This window comes from Microbacterium oryzae (assembly GCF_030406385.1).
GTDB classification, from domain to species: domain Bacteria; phylum Actinomycetota; class Actinomycetes; order Actinomycetales; family Microbacteriaceae; genus Microbacterium; species Microbacterium oryzae_A.
On sequence record NZ_JAUEPM010000001.1, the window covers coordinates 286329 to 307917 of the forward strand.

Annotated in this window: 20 protein-coding genes and 1 tRNA gene; 6 read left to right on the plus strand and 15 right to left on the minus strand. The window is 72.2% G+C overall.

Annotation, left to right across the window (positions count from 1 at the left end):
• Positions 1-15 precede the first annotated feature (15 nt).
• The 8 genes from QWJ90_RS01535 to QWJ90_RS01570 are packed head-to-tail and all read right to left on the minus strand — an operon-like array spanning position 16 to position 8254.
• A complete protein-coding gene (locus QWJ90_RS01535; RefSeq protein ID WP_290105828.1) occupies positions 16-2445 on the minus strand; it encodes a DEAD/DEAH box helicase in 2430 nt (809 codons plus the stop codon).
• A gap of 39 nt (positions 2446-2484) precedes the next feature.
• Positions 2485-3300, minus strand: coding sequence for a twin-arginine translocase subunit TatC (gene tatC / locus QWJ90_RS01540; RefSeq protein WP_290105829.1), 816 nt, complete (start codon positions 3298-3300; stop codon positions 2485-2487).
• A 7-nt stretch (positions 3301-3307) separates the two neighbouring features.
• On the minus strand, positions 3308-3568 hold the full coding sequence (gene tatA, locus QWJ90_RS01545; RefSeq protein ID WP_290105830.1) for a twin-arginine translocase TatA/TatE family subunit: 261 nt from the start codon (positions 3566-3568) through the stop codon (positions 3308-3310).
• A gap of 46 nt (positions 3569-3614) precedes the next feature.
• On the minus strand, positions 3615-4583 hold the full coding sequence (locus QWJ90_RS01550; RefSeq protein ID WP_290105831.1) for a helix-turn-helix transcriptional regulator: 969 nt from the start codon (positions 4581-4583) through the stop codon (positions 3615-3617).
• Complete coding sequence (locus tag QWJ90_RS01555; RefSeq protein WP_290105832.1) at positions 4580-5560, minus strand: helix-turn-helix transcriptional regulator; 981 nt, start codon at positions 5558-5560, stop codon at positions 4580-4582. The genes QWJ90_RS01550 and QWJ90_RS01555 overlap by 4 nt, the downstream gene beginning before the upstream one ends.
• Before the next feature lie 43 nt (positions 5561-5603).
• Positions 5604-6587: an FKBP-type peptidyl-prolyl cis-trans isomerase gene (locus tag QWJ90_RS01560; protein ID WP_290105834.1), complete on the minus strand. Its 984-nt coding sequence runs from the start codon at positions 6585-6587 to the stop codon at positions 5604-5606.
• Between the two features lie 10 nt (positions 6588-6597).
• Positions 6598-7599, minus strand: coding sequence for a tRNA (adenine-N1)-methyltransferase (locus QWJ90_RS01565; RefSeq protein ID WP_290105835.1), 1002 nt, complete (start codon positions 7597-7599; stop codon positions 6598-6600).
• Between the two features lie 22 nt (positions 7600-7621).
• Entirely contained in the window at positions 7622-8254 is a 633-nt protein-coding gene (locus tag QWJ90_RS01570; RefSeq protein ID WP_436836682.1) for an HAD family hydrolase, read from the minus strand.
• Between the two features lie 108 nt (positions 8255-8362).
• Between QWJ90_RS01570 and QWJ90_RS01575 the strand changes: the two genes are divergently transcribed.
• The gene (locus QWJ90_RS01575; protein WP_290105837.1) at positions 8363-9223 is read left to right on the plus strand and encodes a PAC2 family protein; all 861 of its coding nucleotides are present in this window, start codon (positions 8363-8365) and stop codon (positions 9221-9223) included.
• 55 nt (positions 9224-9278) lie between these two features.
• Here QWJ90_RS01575 and QWJ90_RS01580 read toward each other — a convergent pair whose 3' ends face one another.
• Positions 9279-10112, minus strand: coding sequence for an undecaprenyl-diphosphate phosphatase (locus tag QWJ90_RS01580; RefSeq protein WP_290105838.1), 834 nt, complete (start codon positions 10110-10112; stop codon positions 9279-9281).
• A 104-nt stretch (positions 10113-10216) separates the two neighbouring features.
• Positions 10217-11506, minus strand: coding sequence for a M20/M25/M40 family metallo-hydrolase (locus QWJ90_RS01585; RefSeq protein ID WP_290105839.1), 1290 nt, complete (start codon positions 11504-11506; stop codon positions 10217-10219).
• A 54-nt stretch (positions 11507-11560) separates the two neighbouring features.
• On the opposite strand from QWJ90_RS01585, the gene QWJ90_RS01590 reads away from it, so the two are divergent.
• A complete protein-coding gene (locus QWJ90_RS01590; protein ID WP_290105840.1) occupies positions 11561-13384 on the plus strand; it encodes a DUF2207 domain-containing protein in 1824 nt (607 codons plus the stop codon).
• 272 nt (positions 13385-13656) lie between these two features.
• Here the strand turns inward: QWJ90_RS01590 and QWJ90_RS01595 are convergent.
• From QWJ90_RS01595 to QWJ90_RS01605, 3 genes are all read right to left on the minus strand, one after another.
• Positions 13657-13742, minus strand: a tRNA-Leu gene (locus tag QWJ90_RS01595).
• A gap of 106 nt (positions 13743-13848) precedes the next feature.
• Positions 13849-14937 carry a VIT1/CCC1 transporter family protein gene (locus QWJ90_RS01600; protein WP_290105841.1) on the minus strand — a complete coding sequence of 363 codons (1089 nt, stop codon included), beginning with the start codon at positions 14935-14937 and terminating at the stop codon, positions 13849-13851.
• 109 nt (positions 14938-15046) lie between these two features.
• Positions 15047-16795 carry a DEAD/DEAH box helicase gene (locus QWJ90_RS01605; RefSeq protein WP_290105842.1) on the minus strand — a complete coding sequence of 583 codons (1749 nt, stop codon included), beginning with the start codon at positions 16793-16795 and terminating at the stop codon, positions 15047-15049.
• A gap of 91 nt (positions 16796-16886) precedes the next feature.
• On the opposite strand from QWJ90_RS01605, the gene QWJ90_RS01610 reads away from it, so the two are divergent.
• Positions 16887-17711: an SGNH/GDSL hydrolase family protein gene (locus tag QWJ90_RS01610; protein ID WP_290105843.1), complete on the plus strand. Its 825-nt coding sequence runs from the start codon at positions 16887-16889 to the stop codon at positions 17709-17711.
• Between the two features lie 6 nt (positions 17712-17717).
• Here QWJ90_RS01610 and QWJ90_RS01615 read toward each other — a convergent pair whose 3' ends face one another.
• Positions 17718-18545, minus strand: coding sequence for a TrmH family RNA methyltransferase (locus QWJ90_RS01615; RefSeq protein ID WP_290105844.1), 828 nt, complete (start codon positions 18543-18545; stop codon positions 17718-17720).
• 65 nt (positions 18546-18610) lie between these two features.
• On the opposite strand from QWJ90_RS01615, the gene QWJ90_RS01620 reads away from it, so the two are divergent.
• The 3 genes from QWJ90_RS01620 to QWJ90_RS01630 all read left to right on the plus strand — a co-directional run bounded on the left by QWJ90_RS01620 (position 18611) and on the right by QWJ90_RS01630 (position 20693).
• Positions 18611-19462: a Sir2 family NAD-dependent protein deacetylase gene (locus tag QWJ90_RS01620; protein ID WP_290105845.1), complete on the plus strand. Its 852-nt coding sequence runs from the start codon at positions 18611-18613 to the stop codon at positions 19460-19462.
• A gap of 37 nt (positions 19463-19499) precedes the next feature.
• Complete coding sequence (locus QWJ90_RS01625; protein ID WP_290105846.1) at positions 19500-20081, plus strand: histidine phosphatase family protein; 582 nt, start codon at positions 19500-19502, stop codon at positions 20079-20081.
• A gap of 138 nt (positions 20082-20219) precedes the next feature.
• Entirely contained in the window at positions 20220-20693 is a 474-nt protein-coding gene (locus QWJ90_RS01630) for an Lrp/AsnC family transcriptional regulator (protein WP_290105847.1), read from the plus strand.
• 6 nt (positions 20694-20699) lie between these two features.
• On the opposite strand, the gene QWJ90_RS01635 is transcribed toward QWJ90_RS01630, so the two are convergent.
• Entirely contained in the window at positions 20700-21575 is an 876-nt protein-coding gene (locus tag QWJ90_RS01635) for an alpha/beta fold hydrolase (RefSeq protein ID WP_290105848.1), read from the minus strand.
• Positions 21576-21589 lie beyond the last annotated feature (14 nt).

A 21589-nucleotide genomic window follows, 5' to 3' on the forward strand; every position in this document is an offset into this window, starting at 1 on the left:
TATTGCCGGCGCCCCTCACACCGAGCTGTACGCGACGATCCCGCGGCGCACCGCCTCGAGCCCCGAACGCGCCGCGCGAGACAGATCGCCCTCGGCGACCACGGAGAGCTGATCGAGCAGATCGATCGTCTGCTTGGCCCAGCGCACGAAGTCGCCAGCGGCCATGTCGGCGACGGCGAGCACGCGGTCGAGCGCGTGCCCTCGGGCCCACATGTGCATCGCCGGCGCGAGCGACGTCGACAGCACGTTGGTGCCCGGGAGCCCGTGCTCGCGCTCGAGGTCGTCGAGCCGGCTCCACAGATCCTCCGTCTCCGCGAGCGCTTCCCGGAAGGGGCCGCGCGGCAGCGCACGGGGATCGACGGACTCATCGCGCCGCGGCTCGTACACGAGCGAGCAGGCGAGAGCGGCGAGCGATGCGGGGTCGAGCCGCGTCCACAGGCCCTGCCGGAGCGATTCGGCGACGAGCAGATCGCGGTCGCCGTAGATGCGGCGCATGCGCGCGCCGGCGGCGGTGATCGCGAGCCCCTCGTCGGTCGGCTCGACGTAGTCCAGCTCGGCGAGGACGTCGAGGATCCGGTCGAACTGCCGGGCGACGCTGCCGGTGCGCCCCTCGATCTGCTTGCGCATCTTGCCGATGTCGCGGCGCAGCCGCCAGTAGCGCTCACCCCACCGCGCGTGCTTCTCGCGGTCGGGGCACTGGTGGCAGGGATGGCGCTGCATGCGCTTGCGGAGGCTCTGCATGCGGTCCAGACGCTGCTGGCGACGGGCACGCGAGGCGCTCACGTCCTTGCTGTCGAGCTTCTCGAGGTCGCTGAGCTCGCGGCGGATGCCGGAGTACTCGGCGAAGTCGCCGCGGTGGCAGGCCATCGCCTTCTCGTAGCCGGCAAGCGAGTCCTCCGCCTCCTTCACCTGGCGCGCGAGGCCGACGACGGCCCGGTCGGCCTGGAACTGCGCGAAGGAGGACTCCAGGATCTCCCGTGCGCGCTCCTTGCCGAACTGGTCGATGAGGTTGACGGCCATGTTGTAGGTGGGGCGGAAGCTGGAGTTGAGCGGGTACGTGCGCCGCGACGCGAGCGACGCGACAGCCTGCGGGTCCAGGGCGTCGGTCCACTGCACGACGGCGTGACCCTCCACATCGATCCCGCGTCGACCCGCGCGTCCGGTCAGCTGGGTGTACTCGCCCGGCGTGATCGGCACGCGCGCCTCGCCATTGAACTTCTCGAGCTTCTCCAGCACCACGGTGCGCGCGGGCATGTTGATACCGAGAGCGAGAGTCTCGGTCGCGAAGACGGCCTTCACGAGCTTGCGCTGGAAGAGCTCCTCGACGACCTCCTTGAAGGCGGGCAGGAGTCCCGCGTGATGAGCGGCGACGCCGCGCTCGAGGTCCTCCTTCCACTCCCAGAAGCCGAGCACCGCGAGGTCCTCCTCGGGCAGGGCCGACACCCGCGCGCTCACGATGCGCCGGATCTCGTCGCGCTCCTCGAGCGAGGTGAGGCGCACGCCGGAGCGGCGCACCTGCTGCACGGCCTGGTCGCAGCCCACCCGGCTGAAGATGAAGAAGATCGCGGGGAGCAGGTTCTGCCGGCCGAGGAGCTCGATGACCTGGGGCCGATCCATCCGCTCGGGGCGACGCACGGGCGTGTGGCTCGGCGGGCGGCGCCCGCGACGGCGGCGGTCGGCGTAGGAGTCGCCGCCGCGGCCCCCGAACGAGGAGCGGAGGCGCAGCAGCTCCTGGTTCACCTGCGCGGCGGCGGCGCCGGCGCGCTCGTCGAACAGCGGCAGCAGGTCGCCGCGCGCGAGCACGTGCTGCTCGAGCGGCACCGGGCGCGTCTCCGACACGATGACCTCGGTGTCCCCGCGGACGGCGTCGAGCCAGTCGCCGAACTCCTCCGCGTTCGACACCGTCGCGCTGAGGGAGACCAGCCGCACGCCGCGCGGGAGATGGATGATGACCTCCTCCCACACCGCGCCGCGGAAGCGGTCGGCGAGATAGTGCACCTCGTCCATGACGACGTAGCGGAGGCCGCGCAGGGCCGACGATCCCGCGTAGATCATGTTGCGGAGCACCTCGGTGGTCATGACGACCACGCGCGCATTGCCGTTGATGTTCGTGTCGCCGGTGAGAAGGCCGACCTGGTCCTCGCCGTAGATGTCCTGCAGCTCGCGGAACTTCTGGTTCGACAGCGCCTTCATGGGCGTCGTGTAGAACGCCTTCTCCCCCGGCGTCTGCATCGCCAGGTGCACGGCGAACTCCCCCACGATGGTCTTGCCCGCACCCGTCGGCGCCGCGACGAGCACGCTGCGCCCGTCCTCGAGCGCGTGGCACCCGGCGACCTGGAACGGGTCGAGCTCGAACCGCTGCTCCTCGGCGAAGGCGGTGGAGAGCGGGTGCCGCCGGCTCTCGCGGGCGGCTGCGTAGCGTTCGGATGGGCTCAGGCCGCTCATATTCCGAACACTACCCGCCGTGCGGACCAGCGGCGCCGATCAGGCGTCGGGATCGACGAACATCTCCGGATGGCGCTTGCGCTTGCGCCGGTCGAACAGCATCGACACAAGGCCCGCCAGGACGTACAGCACGATGAGGATGCCGGCCAGCAGCAGCATGGAGGTGATGTCGGCTGCGGGCGTGGCGATGGCGGCGAACGCGGTCGCCACGACGACGGCGATGCGCCAGCCCTTCATGATCGCCTTCCCCGAGACGATGCCCGCGAGGTTCACCGCGACGAGGAACACGGGGCTCACGAAGGCGACCCCGAGGACCAGCAGCAGCTTGAAGACGAAGTCGTAGTAGTAGTCGTACTTGTAGAACTGCGCACCGGCTTCGGGTACGAACGAGGCCATCAGCTCGATCACGTGCGGCATGATCAGGAGCCCGACGTAGCAGCCCACGAAGAACAGCGGGATGGCCGTGGCCATGAACCAGACGCTGTAGCGCACCTCCTTGCGTGTGAGACCGGGCATGATGAACGCCCAGATCTGCCACAGCCACACCGGCGCTGACATCAGCAGGCCGAGCGCGAACGCGATCCGCATGCGCATGTCGAAGCCGGCGGTGACGGAGTCGAAGTTCAGCTGCGCGAAGTCGTCTCCGCGGGTGCGAGCGACCTGCGCGATGGGCTCCGTCAGCAGCGTGATGACGGGGTCGGTGATGATGAAGGCGACCACCATGCCCACGACCAGCGCCGCCGCCGCGATCATGAGCCGTCGGCGCAGCTCGATGAGGTGCGCGCCGAGGGTCATCTTCCGGTCGCGGTAGGGCTGGTCGTCCGGCACGGCGACCTCCGTGTCGGTCGTCGCCATGCCGGCGCTAGCTCTGCGGGGAGCCGCCGGCGGTGCCGTCGGCGCGAGGGCGCTCCACCGGCTCGCCGTTCAGGGTGTAGCCGGTGTCGGCGGGCTTCGTCGCCTGCTCCTCACCGCTCTCCTCCTTCATCTGCTTCATCTCGCCCTTGAAGACGCGGGCGGACTGGCCGACGCTCTTCGCGAGCGCGGGGAGGCGGGCGGCCCCGAAGAGGAGGAGGATGACGGCGAGCAGGATGAGAAGGTGCCAGCCGTTGAGGTTGCCGAGCATGAGGGGTCTCCATCGGTCGGTCGGTAGTCCGGGGTCGAGGCCGATTCTAGCCCTCGGAGTACAGATCCAGCCCAGCCTGCGCCCAGCCGAAGGCGGCATGTCGAGCGTCGGACGGCGAGACGATCTCGAGCCGTCCGCCGAGGCGCGCCGCGAGGCGCCGCAGGGTCTGGGGGTTCGCCAGGCGGATGCGCGCGGTCGCCACTGCGTTCTCCTCCGTGACCTCTGCATGCCGGAGGTAGTCCCCCAGCAGCGGCGCGACGGCCGCCGGATACCGCACCACGGCCACCCGATCTGCCTCGCCCTCGCCAAGATCGGCCGGCGAGGGCTCCTCCCGGCGGGCGATGGGGATCTCGGTGAGGCGCACGTCGCTCACGCGGTCGAGGTGGAAGGTGCGCACCGCGCGACGCATGTGGCACCAGCCCTGCAGGTACCACTGGCCGTTGGTGATGAGCACGTTCATGGGGTCCACGGTGCGGGTGGTCGGACCGGCATCGGGGGCGCGGTAGGTGAACGACACCGCGACGCGCGCCCCGAGGGCGCGGGAGACGAGGGTGCGCACCTCGTCGACGGGCTCGGGCGCCACGACGAGGTGCGCGGGTGCGGCCGACGCCCCGCGCGCGAGCTTCTCCACGAGGCGGCCGTACACCTCGGAGTCGGCGACACCGGGGATGCCGCGCGCGAGCTGGAGGCCGGCCAGGAGAGCCGCCGCCTCGCGCGCGGTGAGCCGCGGCGCACGGTCGAGCGCGACCTTCTCCTTGATGAGGATGGCGTCGTGCTCGTCCAGGAGGTCCCAGTCGATGTCGAACATCTCGTTGGGCATCTGGTACCAGCCGTCCTCGCCCGGCAGTCCGATGAGAGGCAGCCGGCGCACGAGGCGGCGCATCTGCTCGGGCGTCACGTCGAACTCGGCGGCGGCGTCGGTCACGCTCACCTCGCCGCGCTCGAAGAGGAACGGCACGAGCGTGAGGAGGATCCGCACCTGATCGCCGGCGAGAAGCGGTCGCTGTGCGCTCACGAGGGGTCTCCCTCGTGCACGGCGGCGGCCGCACGCAGCCGCTCGACGACCGCGTCGCGCAGCTCCGACGGCTCGACCACGCGCACCTCCGGGCCGTACGACGCGAGCTCGTCCGCGAAGATGTGGCGATCGACGTACGACACGAGGTACCCCTGACGCGCGGGCGTCGCCCGACGCAGCAGGCGCAGCGCGCCCTCGCTGCCGGGCGTGACCTCCACGAGCGCCCGCTGCCGCGCGGCGAGGGCCTCGAGGCCGGCCAGCGCGCGGTCGCCGGCGCCCTCGCGGTCGGCGGGGTCGAAGGTCTCGCGCTCGGCGACGACTTCCCCCGTCACCCGCGACAGCAGGAAGGTGCGGTCGGCGCTCACGCCGAGGTCGCGTCCGTACACGTGCCAGCGCCCCTCGTACTCCACGAGCGCGAGCGGTGCGAGGGTGCGGCGCTTCGCGCGGTCCTCGCCCGGCTTGAGGTAGTCGAACGTCACGACGCGAGAGGCCTCGATCGCCGCCTGGAGCGGAGCGAATGCGGGGTCCTGCGCGGTCAGGCGCGGAGCGAACCCGAGGATCGGCTCGTCGACGTCGATCCCCAGTGCTCGGATCTTCCGGAGGCCGGAGCGGGCGTCGGCGGAGAGCGAGCCGGTGCTCCAGACGTCGCCGGCGAGACTCAGCACCGCGAGCTCCGACGGCGTGAAGGCGATGTCCTCCGGCAGGAGGTACTCGGACTTCGGGATCCGGTACCGCGCCTCGCGGAGGTCGTTGGGGTCGGTGCTGGAGGGGATCGTCTCCAGGGGCACGCCGAGTGCGCGCAGCTCGTCCTTGTCGCGCTCGAACATCTTGTCGAGCGCGTCGGATCGGGCGCCGGCGCGCTGCCGGTAGCCCGACACGCTGTCGAGGATCTGCTGCTTGGTGAGCCCGATCTCGGTCGCCACGAGGGCGACGACGAGATTCATCAGTCGCTCTTCCGCTGGGATCCGCTCGGCCACCTCCCCATCCTAGGGACGAGGGCGGCGCCGGGGCGCGCCCGCGCTACTGCGCGGGCGCGTCCTGCACGCCGAGGATGTCGACGACGAACACGAGCGTGGCGTCGCCGGGGATCGTGCCCTGGCCCTCCTCGCCGTAGCCGAGCTCCGGCGGGATGACGATCATGACCTGCGAGCCGACGGTCTGGCCCACGAGGCCCTGCGTGAAGCCCTCGATGACGCCGTCGAGCGGGAAGGGCACGGGCGACCCCGTCTCCCAGGACGAGTCGAAGACCGTCTTCTCCTCCCACAGCACGCCCGTGTAGTGCACGAGCGGCGTGTCGGAGTCGGTCAGCTTCTCGCCGTCGCCCTTGATGAGCGTCTGCACGACGAGGTCCTTCGGCGCCGGCGCGTCGGGCACGATGATACCGGGCCGGCCGTCGGGGGCGCGCACCACGCTGGGCAGGCCGAAGCCGTCGTTGTACTGCAGCGAGCCGGTGGCGGCGGCAGGGTAGACCTTCCGCACATCGACGACCGCGATGATCGAGCCCTCCTGGGGGAAGCCGGCCTGCGCGTACGTCTGCCGGGCCTCGACGGAGATGCCGTCCTCGCCGAGCGCGGCGACGACGCGGGAGCCCTCGGTGGCGCACTGCAGGGCGTCCTCGAGTCCGGGGAACTGCGTGGTCCACTGCGACAGCGCGCCGACGCTGGTCTCGTCGCCGCTGTAGGAGGTGCCGATGATCGGCTCCCCCGTCGCGCCGTCGAAGAGCGTCATGTCGAGCACGGCGGCCTGCCCCATGCCGGTGATCGCGGGGCCGTCGCCCGTCTCGACGTCGACGTACTCGGTCTCGTCGACGTGGAACGGGGTCGGCATGTCGACCGCGGGGGCCGCGTCGCTCGAGCCCGAGACCTGCACCAGGGTCGCGAGGTCGGCGTCCGCGCCGGCGGCCCGGTCGCACGAGGCCGAGGCGCCCCCTGCGGGCGCGCATCCCGTGAGGGCGAGCGCGGTCAGGGCGACGACGGAGAGCAGAGCGGGGGTCTTCTGGCGCACGGGCATCAGTCTAAGCATCCGCGCCGTCCTCACCCGACCCCGCCGCGAGGCGCGCGCCCTCGGCCGCGCGCTGGGCGTCGCGGACCCGCTTGCGGAGGTTCTTGTCGGTGATGTCGCGGTCGCCCACGGCGCCCGGCGTCCACACCTCGAGGTCGTCGTCGGTGTAGCTCTTCTTCGACGCGCGGCGCTTCACCTCGGGAGGGACGACGCCGGGCGCGAGGCGGCGCGCGGTGATGAGGAAGCCGGTGTGCGCGACCATGCGGTGATCGGGGCGGACGGCGAGACCGTCGACGTGCCATCCGCGCACCATCGTCTCGCTGGCCTCGGGCTCCGTGAAGCAGCCCAGGCCGCGCAGGAACTCCGCCACCCGAGACAGCTGCGTGGCGGTGGCGACGTAGCAGATCACGACGCCGCCGGGAGCGAGCGCGTCGGCGACGGGCTCGAGCACCTCCCAGGGGGCGAGCATGTCGAGCACGACGCGGTCGACGCTGCCGGGCTCGACGGCTCCGGGGAGCGCGTCGGCGAGGTCGCCTTCCACGACCGACCACTGCGCGGGCCGCTCGCCGAAGAACGTCTCCACGTTGGCGATCGCCACCTCGGCGAACTCCGTGCGGCGCTCGAAGGAGACGAGGCGCCCGGAGCCGCCCACCGCGCGCAGCAGCGACAGTGACAGGGCACCCGAGCCGACGCCGGCCTCGACGACCACCGCCCCCGGGAAGATGTCGGCCTGCGCGACGATCGCGGCGGCGTCTTTCGGGTAGACGATGGCCGCCCCGCGCGGCATCGACATGACGAAGTCGCGCAGCAGCGGGCGGAGGGCGAGGTACTCGTGCCCGCCGGTGTTCGCCACGACCGAGCCGTCGGGCAGCCCGACGAGCTGCTCGTGCCGCAGCACGCCGTGGTGGGTGTGGAGCTCGCCGCGTTCGCGCAGCGTGATGGTGTGCATCTTCCCCTTCGGGCCGGTGAGCTGCACTCGGTCGCCGAAGCGGAAGGGGCCGCGAGGCGCGGTCATGGGGTCCTCCGGAGGATGGGGGTCAGGAGCGGTGGGCGCGGTACAGCGCGGACACGTCGTCGGCGTCGCGCCCTTCGAGGGTCGGCCACAGCGCGTGCGCGCCGACGCCGTCGAGGGAGACGAAGTGCGGGACGCCGAGGGACACGGCCCCCGACGCGACGGCCGAGCGCAGGCCGTTCGCCGAGTCCTCGATCGCCACGGTGTGGGCGATGTCGACGTCGAGCGCGCGAGCGGCGTGCAGGTAGGGGCCGGGGTGGGGCTTCGGGTGGGGCACGTCGTCGCCGCCGAGGACGACGTCGAACGCGTCGAATCCCAGCAGGTCGACGATGGCCGCGGCCATCCGGTGCATCGACATCGTCACGAGGCCGGTGCGGATCCCCGCCTCGCGGAGGCTCCGGAGCAGCTCCGCCGCGCCCGGGCGGAACGGCACGCCGAGCTCGCCCATCTGCCGCAGCACCTCGTCGGTGAGGTGCTGGACGATCGCGTCCGCCTCCAACCGCACCCCCGCGGTCTGCAGGACGCGCGCGGCGTCGTGCAGACCGAGTCCGACGAGCTGCAGCGCGTCCTCGTGGGTCCAGGTGCCGCCGAAGCTCTCGACGAGCGGCGTCTCCGCGGCCATCCAGTACGGCTCGGAATCGATGAGGGTTCCGTCCATGTCCCAGAGCACGGCGAGGGGCTGCGTCAGTGTCACCGGATCAGCCTAGTCGGGAGGCGTCCGGGACTACCCTGGACGGACACCCGCGCTGCGGGAGGAGGGAACCCGGTGCAGACACTCGGACGCAGGATCATCGTCGCGGCCTTCGACGGCTGGAACGACGCCGGAGAGGCCGCCACGGGCGCTGTGCGCCAGCTGCGGGAGGAGGCCGACCTCCGTCGGGCGTTCTCGGTCGACCCGGAGCTGTACTTCGACTACCAGTACACGCGCCCCCAGCGGGAGGCCGACGGCGAGGGCGGGCACACGCTGAGCTGGCCCGAGGCCACGCTGCACCGCCCCGCGCAGGGCGCGGGCGAGGTGTGGTTCTGGACCATCACGGGCAACGAGCCCGCGCGCGCCTGGCGCTCGTTCGCGAGCGAATTCGTCGACCGTGCGCTCGCGGAGGACATCACGGGGCTCGTGACGCTCGGTTCGATGATGTCGGACGTGCCGCACACCCGGCCCATCTCCGTCTTCGCGAGCAGCGAGAACGCCACGGTGCGCGCGCAGCTCGGCCTCGACCGCTCGACGTACGAGGGACCGGTCGGCATCCTCACCGTGCTCGGCGACGCGGCGGAGTCCGCGGGCATCCCCACGCTGTCGCTGTGGGCGAGCGTGCCCCACTACGTCGCCGGAGCGACGCCGTCGCCCAAGGCCACGCTCGCGCTGCTGACGCGGCTCGAGGAGCTGACCGGCGCGATCGTGCCCAAGGGAACCCTCGCCACGGACGCCGCCGCCTGGGAGGCGTCGATCGACGCCGCCGCGGCGGACGACGAGGAGATGAGCGAGTACATCCGCCAGCTCGAGCAGACTCGCGACACGGTCGATTCCCCGGATGCCTCGGGCGACGCCATCGCGCAGGCCTTCGAGCGCTACCTGCACCGCGACGACCCGCGCGACGGCCGCGGCGATCGCGGCGACCGCCGCTGAGTCCGCTCGCCCCTCCGCGAGACCTCGGCCTCCCGCGGAAGGGGGCGAACCGGGGTCAGAACGCGCTGAGCACGCCGGTCGCGAGCAGGGCGAAGAGCACGAGGCCCAGCGCCACGCGGTAGATGACGAACGGCAGGAAGCTGCCGCGCTTCAGGTACCGCATGAGGTAGGCGATGACGACCCAGCCCACGATGAACGCGATGACCGTCGCCACGAGGGTCTCGGCCATCCCGTAGCCCTGCTCCCCCGGCTCGGTGAACGCGTGGAGCAGCTCGTAGAGGCCGCTGCCGAAGACGGCCGGCACCGCGAGCAGGAACGAGAACTCGGCCGCCGACGTGCGGGTGTAGCCGAGCGCGCGAGCGGCGGTGGTCGTCGCGCCCGAGCGCGAGACGCCGGGAACGAGCGCGAGCGCCTGGGCGAAGCCCAGCGTGAGGCCGTGCGGGTAGGTGATGTCGGCCATGTCGCGCTCGCGTCGGCCGTAGCGGTCGGCGATGCCGAGGATGACGCCGAAGACGATGAGCACCGTGGCCACGAGCCACAGGTTCCGGAAGACGTCGCGGATGACGTCCTGGAAGAGGAAGCCGAGCACCCCGATCGGGAGCGTCCCGATGATGACGAGCCAGCCCATCCGCGCATCGGGGTCGTTGCGCGCCACGCGCCCGCTCAGCGAGAGCGCCCACTGCTTGACGATGTGGACGATCTTCTTCCAGAAGTAGACGAGCACGGCGAGCTCGGTGCCGATCTGGGTGATCGCGGTGAAGGTCGCACCGGGGTCGGAGCGGGAGGGCAGGAACTCGCCCACCACGCGGATGTGCGCGCTCGAGGAGATCGGGAGGAACTCGGTGAGGCCCTGCACGAGCCCGAGGATGATGGCTTCGATGAACGACATGGGGTCTTTCTCTCGCGATGCCGCGGCGGAGCGCGCGACCTCCTGACTTTAGGCGACGCGTGGTCGCGGTCTCGTCAGACTTCCGGATGAGCGGGGGCCGAGGCCTAGTACGAGCGGATGAGATCGGTGAGCACGCGGCGGCCGAACTCGAGGGCGTCGACCGGCACGCGCTCGTCGACGCCGTGGAACATGCCGGTGAAGTCGAGCTCGCGCGGCAGGCGCAGCGGGGCGAAACCGTACCCGGTGATCCCGATCGTGGAGAGCGCCTTGTTGTCGGTGCCCGCACCCAGGAGGTACGGCAGCACCGGGACGCCCGGATCGTGCTTCTCGAGCGCGCCGACCATCGCCTCGACGAGAGCGCCCTCGAACGGGACCTCCAGACCGATGTCGCGCAGGAACATCCCGATCTCGATGTCGGGCCCGACGATGCGCTGCACCTCGGCCAGGACGGCGTCCTCCGTGCCGGGCAGGACGCGGATGTCGACGGTGGCGGAGGCCGCGTCGGGGATGACGTTGTGCTTGTATCCGGCGGTGAGGCCGGTGGGGTTGGAGATCGTGCGGAACGTGGACTTCACGAACGCCTCGGCCGGCCCCGTGTGCGCGGCGAGCCGGTCGGGGTCGCCGGAGTCGTCGCCGGTGATCTCGGCGATGCCCTCGAGCAGCTGCCGTGACGTCTCGGTGAGCTCGACGGGCCAGGTCTCGCGGCCGAGGGCCGCCACCGCCTCGGCGAGCCGTGTCACCGCGTTGTCGTGGTGGAATCGGCTGCCGTGGCCGGCCCGGCCGCGGGCGGTGAGCGTCACCCACAGGAGGGCCTTCTCCCCCACCTGCAGGAGGTACGCGCTGCGGTCGCCTACCGGAATCGAGTAGCCGCCGACCTCGCTGATGGCCTCGGTCGCCCCCGCGAACCACTCGGGGCGCTCGCGCACGACGAGCTGCGACCCCTCGACGCCGCCGTTCTCCTCGTCGGCGAAGAACGCCAGCACGAGGTCGCGCTCGGGCTGCTCGCCAGCGCGCAGCAGCTCGGCCACCGCCGTGAGGATCATGGCGTCCATGTTCTTCATGTCGACGGCGCCACGGCCCCACAGCAGGCCGTCGCGGATCTCACCGGCGAACGGATCGACCGACCAGTCCTCGGCGATGGCAGGCACCACGTCGAGGTGCCCGTGCAGGACGAGTGCGGGCTTCGTGCGGTCGCGTCCGGCCACCCGCGCCATGACGTTGGTGCGCCGCGGGATGGGCTCGTAGTACTCCGGCTCGAGTCCCAGGCTCTCGAGGTAGGCGCCCACGTACTCGGCGGCCTCCCGCTCGCCCTTCGCGTCCCCGCCGCCGAAGTTCGTGGTGTCGAACCGGATGAGGTCGGAGGCGATGCGGGCGACTTCGGGGAGCTCGAGCATGCGCTCCACGCTACCCGAGCGGAGAAGCGCCGCTCGTGGTGGGATGGGGGCATCATGACGCTCTCACGACGCCTCCGTCCGCTCTCCGGCCGCGTCGCTCTCGGCGCCGGCGCCCTCCTCGCCATGGCGACCCTGACCATCCCCGCCACAGCGCACGCCGATGTCGACGACTTCTCGTTCGACGAATGGCACGGCAGCTACGCGCTGTCGCTGGATGGCGACGGCCGGGTGACCGCGGAGGTCACCGAGACGCTCGTGGCGCGCTTCCCCGAGTCAGACCAGAACCGGGGCATCGTGCGCGCGCTCCCGCTGCGCTATGAGGGAGCGCCCGCCGCTCCCGAGGGCATCGAGGTCGTCGACGAGCAGGGCGAGCCGGTGCCGTTCGAGGTCGAGGAGGAAGACGGCTTCCGCGCGGTGCTCACCGGCGATGACGCCTACGTGCACGGGGAGCAGACGTACGTCATCAGCTACACGCTGCACGACGTCGTCGCCCCGCTCGACGGGGGCGACGCGGAGGAATTCCAGTGGGACCTCCTCCCCGTCGAGCGGCTGCAGCCGGTGGCGGATTTCTCGGCCGAGATCTCCTTCGCCGACGGCGTGCTCAGCGGGGGGCTGACGGGCGGGGCCACGTGCTACCTGGGTGCGGCCGGGTCCACTGACCGCTGCGACGTGCGGCAGGAGGAGCGCGACGACGCGACGGTGTTCACCGTGCCGTCGGTCGCCGTCGAGCCGAGCGAGGGCGTCACCGTGGCGATCGGGCTCGAGCCGGGAACGGTCGTGCAGCCGCCGGAGCGGATTCCGAACTTCGCGCTCGACGGCGGGCCCCTCATCATGGGCGGCCTCGCGGCGGCAGCGGGCGCGGGCGGCGGCGCCGCGGCGATCACGATGCGTCGACGCCGACGGCGCGCGACCGGCATCGTCATCGCCCAGTACGACGTGCCGGAGGACCTTCCTCCCCTCGTCGCGGCACCCATCCTCGGGAGCGGGAAGCCCGCGCTCGAGGCGGAGATCGTGCACCTCGCCGTGAACGGCGTCCTCCGCCTGGAGGAACCGGTCGATTCGTCGGCGAGCGCGGAGGGCGGCTCGCCCGATCTCCGGCTGCTCGACCCCGACCGCACCGGTGACGAGCTCGACAGCGCGACGGTCTCGGAGCTCTTCCGCCCCGCGACGCCGGGCGCCCTCTTCTCCGCACCGGAGGAGGACGAGGACTTCGCGCAGCGGATGGCCGCACTCGCCGTACGGGGAACGACTGCGGCGGACGAGCGGGGCTATCTGCGGAAGGAGCGCAGCCGCCTCGGGGCGCTTCTCGGCGCGCTCGCGCTGTGCCTGCTGGTGCCGATGATCGTGCTGATCGTCCTCGGCGCGAGCCGGGAGAACATGACGGTCTTGTCCGTCGGCCTCGTCGGCGGCGCACTCGCGCTGGTCGGCGCGCTGATCGGGATGGCGCGGCACCGCGTGCACACCCGTCGCGGAGCCGAGGCGCACGAGTACCTGCTCGGCGTGCGCGAGTTCATCCGGGTCGCCGAGGCCGACCGGCTCCGCATGCTGCAGTCGGCGGAGGGCGCGGAGCGGACCCGCGACGGCGACGTCGACGTCGTCCGCCTGTACGAGAAGCTGCTCCCCTACGCGATGCTCTTCGGCGAGGAGAAGCAGTGGGCGGAGGTGCTCGAGGTGCGCTACCGCGGCGCGGGCATCACGGCCCCGGTCTGGTACCCGGCGCTCGCCCTGCACGCCGCAGGCGGCCTGGGCGACTCCCTCTCCCGCTTCACGACTTCGTTCACGTCGTCCGCCTCGTACACGTCCAGCAGCTCGAGCGGCGCGACCGGCGGCGGTTTCGTGGGCGGTGGAGGCGGCGGCGGCTTCGCGGGCGGGCGCTGAGCGGCGCGTGCGGGGCGGCGGTGGTGCGCGAGGCCTCGGTGGTGCCGAACTCGCGCCATCCGCGGCGTAGCCGGCACTTCCGCACCACCGAACGCATGAGCGTCCGCCTCGTTGGTGCCGAACTCGCGCTATCCGCGGCGTAACCGGCACTTCCGCACCACCGAACGCACGGGCGCCCGCCTCGTTGGTGCCGAACTCGCGCCATCCGCGGCGTGTCCCGCAGGCCCCGGAAACGGCGAAGGCCCCGGTCTCTCGACCGGGGCCTTCCGCTGTGCGCGAGGGGGGACTTGAACCCCCACGCCCTAATACGGGCACTAGCACCTCAAGCTAGCGCGTCTACCTATTCCGCCACCCGCGCATGGGTGTCGGTCCGCTCTCCGAGGCTTTCACCGCGTTTCCCGAACCAAGAGAAGACATTACCACCCCGCGCGGACCCCGACGAACCAGGCCGCCGCCCGGGCGCGTCACGCCGTCGACACGCCGAACAGCAGGCCCAGCAGATATGTCACCGCGGCGGCGCCGAAGCCGATGCCGAGCTGACGCAGCACGCGGCGCAGCGGCGAGCCACCGGACAGCAGCCCGACCGTCGCGCCGGTGAGCATGAGGGCGATCCCGACGAGCACCACGGCGACCACGATGGCGGCGATGCCGCTGATCCCCAGAAGCCACGGCAGCACGGGGATGATCGCGCCCGACGCGAAGAAGAGGAAGCTCGACAGCGCGGCGCGCCACGCCCCGCCGACGACCTCATGGGCCTCGCCGTGGCGGGCGCGGACGGGAAGGCTCCCGCCGTGCGCGTCCTCGATGACGGTGCGCGCGCGTTCGAGCGCCGCCGCCTCGTCCATGCCGCGAGCGCGGTACACGAGCGCGAGCTCATTGGCGTCGATGTCGAGGTCGACCAGCCCCGCGTCGGCGAACCCGCTCGGCTCGGTCGACTCCAGCAGCTCCCGCTGCGAGCGCACGGAGACGAACTCCCCCGCACCCATCGACAGCGCACCGGCGAGGAGCCCCGCGATGCCCGTGAGGAGCACGAGGCGCGAGCTGACACCGGCCGCGCCGATGCCCAGCACGAGCGCGAAGTTGCTCACCAGGCCGTCGTTGGCTCCGAAGACCGCCGCCCGGAAGGTGCCAGAAAGCCGGCGGCGCCCCTTCGCGGCCAGCCCTCGCACCACCTCGTGGTGGATCTTCTCGTCGGCGCGCATCGCCGCGGTGGCGGCCGGCTCCCCGTCGTACGGCGAGCGCGCCTCGGCGTTCTGCGCGAGAGCGAGGACGAACACCGACCCGAAGCGGCCGGCCATCCAGCCGAGGAGGCGCGTGCGGATGCTCGCCGACGGGAGCTTCTCGGGCTCACCACCCAGCAGCTGCACCCAGTGGCTCTCGTGGCGCCCCTCGGCCTCGGCGAGGCTCAGCAGGATCGCGCGCTCCTCCCCCGACCGACGACGCGCGAGCTGCTCGTAGACCGCGGCCTCGGCGCGCTCGTCGACGAGGTACTGCGCCCAGCGACGGCGGTCGATGGGGGTGGGCGTGGTCGGATGGCCGGAGAGCGCGGGCAACGTCGGCTCCTTCAGGGAGAGGCGAGGGGGGATCCCTCCACGCTACCGAGGGGGCCCTCGTCGACCTGCACGGAGACGGCGATTGCCAGCATTTCGGACCGCCGAAGCGTCAGCGGTGCACGCGCTTGCGGAGCGTGTCGATCCGCGTCTGCAGCTGTGCCACGGTCGCCTGCGCGACGGCCGGGCCGCCGCACGTCTTCCGCAGCCAGGCGTGGACGGCGCCATGCGGCTCCCCCGTCTGACGCGCGTAGACGCCCACGAGGCTGTTCAGCAGCTGGCGCTGCTCCTTCAGCGTGCGGTGCAGGGGCGCCGGGAGCGCGGGCTCAGCGCCGGTGTCCTTCTCGCGCGACTCGCGCACCTGCCGGTGCCGCGACTGGCGGGTCTGCCGCTGCATGAGCAGCTCGTGCACGTGCTCCGGCTCGAGCAGGCCGGGGAGGCCGATGAACTCCAGCTCCTCCTCCGTGCCGGGCACCGCGAGCTGTCCGAACTGCTGCCCCTCGAACACGACGCTGTCGAAGTGCGCGACCGAGCCGAGCGACTGGAACGTGAACTCCTCGGTCAGCGCGTCGGACGCCTTCTCACCGCGCTCGGCGGACTCCAGGAGCGAGTCGTCGAGACCGTCCTCGTCCTTCTCGCCGCGGTCCAGCACGTGGTCGCGCTGGCGCTCCATCTCGGTGGCGTGCGCCATGAGCACCGGGATGTTCGGCAGGAACACGCTCGCCGCCTCGCCGCGACGACGAGCGCGCACGAAGCGCCCGATCGCCTGCGCGAAGAACAGCGGCGTCGAGGACGAGGTCGCGTACACGCCCACGGCGAGCCGCGGCACATCGACACCCTCCGACACCATCCGCACCGCGACCATCCAGCGCGAGGTGTTCGCGGCGAACTGCTCGATGCGCTCGGATGCCTCCGCCTCGTCCGAGAGGACGACCGTGGGCCGCTGACCGGTGATGGTCCGCAGGATCTCCGCATAGGCGCGCGCGTTGGTCTGGTCGGTGGCGATGACGAGGCCGCCGGCGTCGGGCACGTGCTGGCGGATCTCGGTGAGGCGCTGGTCGGCCGAGCGCAGGACGGCGGGCATCCACTCGCCATGCGGGTCGAGCGCCGTGCGCCACGCTTGCGAGGTGATGTCCTTGGTGTTGTCCTGCCCGAGGTGCGCCTCGAGCTCGTCGCCGGCTTTCGTGCGCCAGGTCATGTGCCCGGAGTACACGTGGAAGAGCACGGGGCGGACCACGCCGTCGGAGAGAGCCCGCCCGTACCCATAGGCGTAGTCGGTGATCGAGGTGCGCAGGCCCTGCTCGTCGGGGGCGTACTCGACGAACGGGATGGGCGCGTCGTCGCTGCGGAACGGGGTCCCGCTCAGCGACAGGCGGCGGACCGCTGGGTTGTATGCCTCGCGGATGCCGTCGCCCCAGCTCAGCGCGTCGCCGCCGTGATGCACCTCGTCGAGGATGACGAGGGTGCGCGCGCTCTTCGTCAACTCGCGGTGCACCTCGGGCTTCATCGCGACCTGTGCGTACGTCACGACGACGCCGTGGTACTGACGGGATGGCCGCCAGTGGCTGTTGCGGAAATCGGGGTCGAGCCGGATGCTCACGCGCGACGCCGCGTCCGCCCACTGCGTCTTCAGGTGCTCGGTCGGGCAGACGACGATGATGCGGTCGATGTCGCCGCGGTGACGGAGCTCGTTCGCGAGCGTCAGGGCGAACGTGGTCTTGCCGGCGCCCGGGGTCGCGGCGACGAGGAAGTCGCGGCGGTCGGGCTCGGCGAAGTAGATGTCGAGCGCCTCCTGCTGCCAGGCGCGCAGCTTGCCCGCGGTTCCCCACGGGGCTCTCTGGGGATAGGACGGACTCAGCACGAGCACCCACGATAGCCGCCCCCTCCGACGTCGCTCGGAGGGATTTCGGGGCTAGGGTCGGTAGGCGCAGCGGAAGGAAAGGCGAAGCGACATGTCAGACGTCGACGCTCCCGTCATCCCCCCTCTCACCGAGCCGGAGTCGCACCCCTGGCGGCGCTACGTCGCGCTCGGGGACTCCTTCACGGAGGGCATCGGCGACCCCGACCCGGCGGCGCCGGGCGGGCATCGCGGATGGGCCGACCGCGTCGCGGAGGTGCTCTCGCGTCAGGCGGACGACTTCGCCTATGCGAACCTCGCCGTGCGCGGCCGGCTCATCGCGCAGATCGTCGCGGAGCAGGTGGAGCCGGCTCTCGCACTGAAACCCGACCTCGTCAGCTTCTGCGCCGGCGGCAACGACGTCATCCGCCCGGGCACCGACCCCGACGACATCGCCGCCCAGTTCGACGCGGCCGTAGCGCGGCTGAGCGCCGGGGGCGCGACGATCGTGATCTTCACGGGGATCGACGTCGGCTGGACGCCGGTGTTCCGGCGCTTCCGCGGCAAGGTCGCCATCTACAACGAGAACCTCCGCGCGATCGCCGAGCGGTACGACTGCGTCGTCGCCGACCAGTGGGCGTTCCGCGAGATCCAGGACCCGCGCTTCTTCGCCGAGGACCGGCTGCATATGAACCCGCTCGGGCACCACGAGGTCGCCCGCATGGTGCTGCGCGCGCTCAACGTGCCGAGCGACCTGGAGCCGATGCGGCCGGACACGATAGCCGTCCGGACCTGGCGCGAAGCGCGCTCCGACGACCTCGTCTGGGCGCGGACGCACCTCGTGCCATGGGTGCTGCGGCGGCTGCGGCACCAGTCGTCCGGCGACTTCGTGAGCGCCAAGCGCCCCGAGGCCGGGCCGATCGCGGGCTGGGACCTGTAGCGGCGGTCACGCCGCCGGCGGGTGCTGCAGCGCCCACAGCGCCACTGCGGCCGCCGACGCCACGTTGAGGGAGTCCACACCGCCGGCCATCGGGATGGTCACCACCGTCTCGGCCGCGGCGAGCGCCCGGCGGCTCAGACCGTCACCCTCCGACCCCATGGCGAACGCCACGCGCTCGGGCCGGTGCGCCGCGAACGCGTCCAGCGGCACGGCGTCGTCGGCGAGGGCCATCGCGGCGAGGTGGAACCCCGACGCCCGCAGCAGCTCGGCCGCGCCCGCACCCTCCCGCGGCGCCCACTCCGGCAGCCGCGTCCACGGCACCTGGAACACGGTGCCCATGCTGACCCGCACGCTGCGGCGGTACAGCGGGTCCGCGCAGCGCGGGCTGACGAGCACCGCGTCGGCGCCGAGCCCCGCGGCCGCGCGGAAGGCGGCGCCGACGTTGGTGTGGTCGACGATGTCCTCGAGCACGAGCACCGTGCGCGCGTCGCGGAGGATCTCCGCCACCGGCGGCAGCTCCGGTCGCTGCATGGCGGCGAGCATGCCCCGGTGCACGGCGTACCCGGTGACCTCCTCGGTGACCGCGTCGGGGACGACGTACACGGGTGTGTCCAGCGCGCCCACGAGTCGCTCCACGTCGGGCAGCCACTTGCGGGAGGTGAGCACGGAGCGCGGCGCGTGCCCGGCGCCGAGCGCGCGGCCGAGCACCTTGGCCGATTCCGCCATGTAGAGCCCGCGCTCGGGCTCGCTCACCCGCCGCAGCGCGACGTCGGTGAGGTCGCGGTAATCGGCCAGTCGCGGGTCGGCCGCGTCGTCGAGCTCGTGCAGGATCACGCCTCCATCGTCGCATCCGACCGCCGGTGCGCCCGGCACACCTAGACTCGGCTCGAGGAGGCTGCATGGCTGTCACGGAAGGATCCCGCGCCCAGACGGGTCGCGCGATCGAGGTCCTGAGCGGCAAGCGCGTGGCCGTGCTCACCGGCGCCGGCGTCTCCACCGACTCGGGCATCCCCGACTACCGCGGCGAGGGCGCACCGCGGCGCTCGCCGATGACCGCCCAGACGTTCCTCTCCGACGAGGCGGCCCGCCGCCGCTACTGGGTCGGCTCGCACCTCGGCTGGCAGGCGTTCGCGGCCGCCGAGCCCAATGCCGGGCACCGCGCGCTGGCTGCCCTCGAGCAGCGCGGCGTCGCCACCGGCGTCATCACGCAGAACGTCGACGGCCTCCACCTGCGCGCCGGGTCGCGCCGCGTCGTCGAGCTGCACGGCACCATGCGACGGGTCTTCTGCACCCGCTGCGGGCAGGTCTTCGACCGCCGCGACATCGGCGAGCGCGTGGAGCGGGACAACCCGTGGATCACGGTGCCGGAGAACGTGGAGCTCGGCCCCGACGGCGACGTGCTGCCCGCGACCTCCGACGGCTTCGTCGTGCCCGACTGCAGCGTGTGCGGCGGGATGCTGAAGCCCGACGTGGTGTTCTTCGGCGAGTTCATCCCCGCCGAGAAGTTCCGCGAGGCGGCCCAGCTCGTGGCAGCGAGCGACGCCCTGCTCGTGGCGGGATCGTCGCTTGTGGTGAACTCCGGCATCCGGCTCGTCGAGCGCGCGCGGCGTCGCCGCGTCCCCGTTGTGATCGTCAACCGCGGCCGCACGCGCGCCGACGATCGGGCGGCGGTGAAGGTCGACGGCAGCGCCAGCGAGGTCCTCTCCGCCTTCGCCGACGCCCTCCCCGATCTCCCCGCCGCCGCCCGCTGACAGCGCCGCCCCGCATCAGGCCGCGTAGGGTCGGAGGGTGAGCGTCATCACCCTCGTCCGACACGGGCAGACAGACTGGAACATGCTCGGCCGCGTCCAGGGGCGCACCGACATCCCCCTCAACGACACCGGCCGCGAGCAGGCGCGCGAGGCCGCGGCCGCGCTGCGCGACGGCGGCTACGGCGCGGTCGCGGCGAGCCCCCTGGGCCGGGCGCACGAGACCGCGCAGATCATCGCCGACGCCCTCGGCCTTCCCGCGCCGCGGCTCTACGACGGGCTCGTCGAGCGAGACTACGGCACCGCCGAGGGCCTGACATCGGAGGACCTCTGGGCGCGCGGCCGCCAGGCGATGGGACCCGACGCCGAGACCGACGAGGTCGTCGCCACGCGCGCGGTCGCCGCGCTGCGGCAGCTCGCCGCCGATCACGCCCACGTCGACGGCCCGATCGTCGCCGTGGCGCACGGCTCGCTCATCCGCGTGCTCATCGCGCTCGCCTCCGACGGCGAGTTCCCGCGGCCCGGCGAGCGCGTGCCGAACGGGTCGCAGCACGCCTTCCGGCTCGACGACGAGGGTCGTCTGTCGCTGCTGTCGTACTCGGCTGTCCCCGTCGACGTCTGACAGCCCGACGACGCGCGACAGGCCGTCGACGCCTGCCGGACGCCTCGGCGCTGCGCGCACCAGCCCGCACAATCGATCCGGTAACAACTGAGCAGGATGCGCAATTCTCGCCGGCGCTGCGTGTTACCGTCTGTCTCTATGGCCTCCCTCGATCACGTCGACCTCGAGCTCCTCGCGGCGCTCTCCGAGGACCCGCGCGCGACGGTCGTCGCACTCGCCGAGCGACTGCGCCTGTCACGCAACACCGTGCAGGCGCGGATGGCGCGGCTCGAGCGGGCGGGCGTGTTCCACTCCTTCGAGCGCGCGATCTCGACCGAGGGGCTCGGCTTCCCGCTGCAGGCGTTCCTGTCGATCGGCGTGCGCCAGCCCGACCTTCCCGCGATCGTCGACGAGCTGCGGCGCATCCCCGAGGTCGTGCAGGTGCACGGCGTGAGCGGCCAGGTCGACATGCTCGCGCTGGTCGCCTGCCGCGACGCCCGCCACCTCTTCGACGTCGATGCGCGCATCCTGTCGATCGGCGGGGTCGAGCGAACGGAGACGTCGCTCGTCATGAGCGAGGCCATCCCCTACCGCGTGAGCGGCCTCATGGAGCTCGCGCGCCGCGAGCGCTGAGCGTCTCTAGAGGAACGAGCGGATGGCCTCGGCGGCTTCCGCGGGCTTCTCGTAGTGGATGAGGTGGCCGACTCCGGCGAGCTCGGCGAGACGCGCGTCGGGGAACATCCCGCACAGCGCGCGCTCGGCCTCGATGGGCGTGATGTCGTCGCGGTCAGCGGCGACGAGGAGCGTCGGCTGCGCGATGCGCGGCGCGTACGCCCGCACATCGTGCGACACGCTCGTGACGAACGCGTCGTGGAGCGCCTCCCGGTCGGAGAAGCCGGAGAAGAACCGGTCGTGCTGGTCGTGGATCCAGCGCCGCAGTCCGCGCTCGCGGGTCTTCGCCATCGCCATGCTCATGACGCGCACGATCACCGGCGAACGCAGCAGTGCCGTGCCGAGCGCCGCCGGCAGCTTCGCGCCCGCCCAGTAGTAGAAGACGGCGAGCCGCGTGAGCACGCCGCGCGGCCCCTCGAGCGCGGGCGCCCCGATCGGGTTCACCAGGATGAGGCGCGGGGTCGGGAGCCCGCCCGCCACGGCGGCGGCCGCGACGATCGAGCCGAAGGAGTGCCCGAGCACCACGGCGCCCGGTGCGGCCGCCGCGGCGAAGGCCGTCAGCCAGTCCGCGAATGCATCCAGGTCGAGCCGGCGGTCCGCGGGCGGCGGCGTCTCACCGAAGCCCGGCAGGTCGGGCATCACGACGCGCACGTCGGGAAGGTGCGCGACGACGGGCTCCAGGCCGTGGTGGTCGCCGCGGAAGCCGTGCACCGCGAGGATGGTCGTGGCCGCGTCGTCCGAACCGTAGACCCAGTAGGCGGTGCGGGAGCCTGCTGCCTCGATCTCCTCGCGACGGAAGGGGATGCGCGCGAGACGCGCTGCGTAGGGAGAGGGCACCGGCACCGCACGAGTCTACG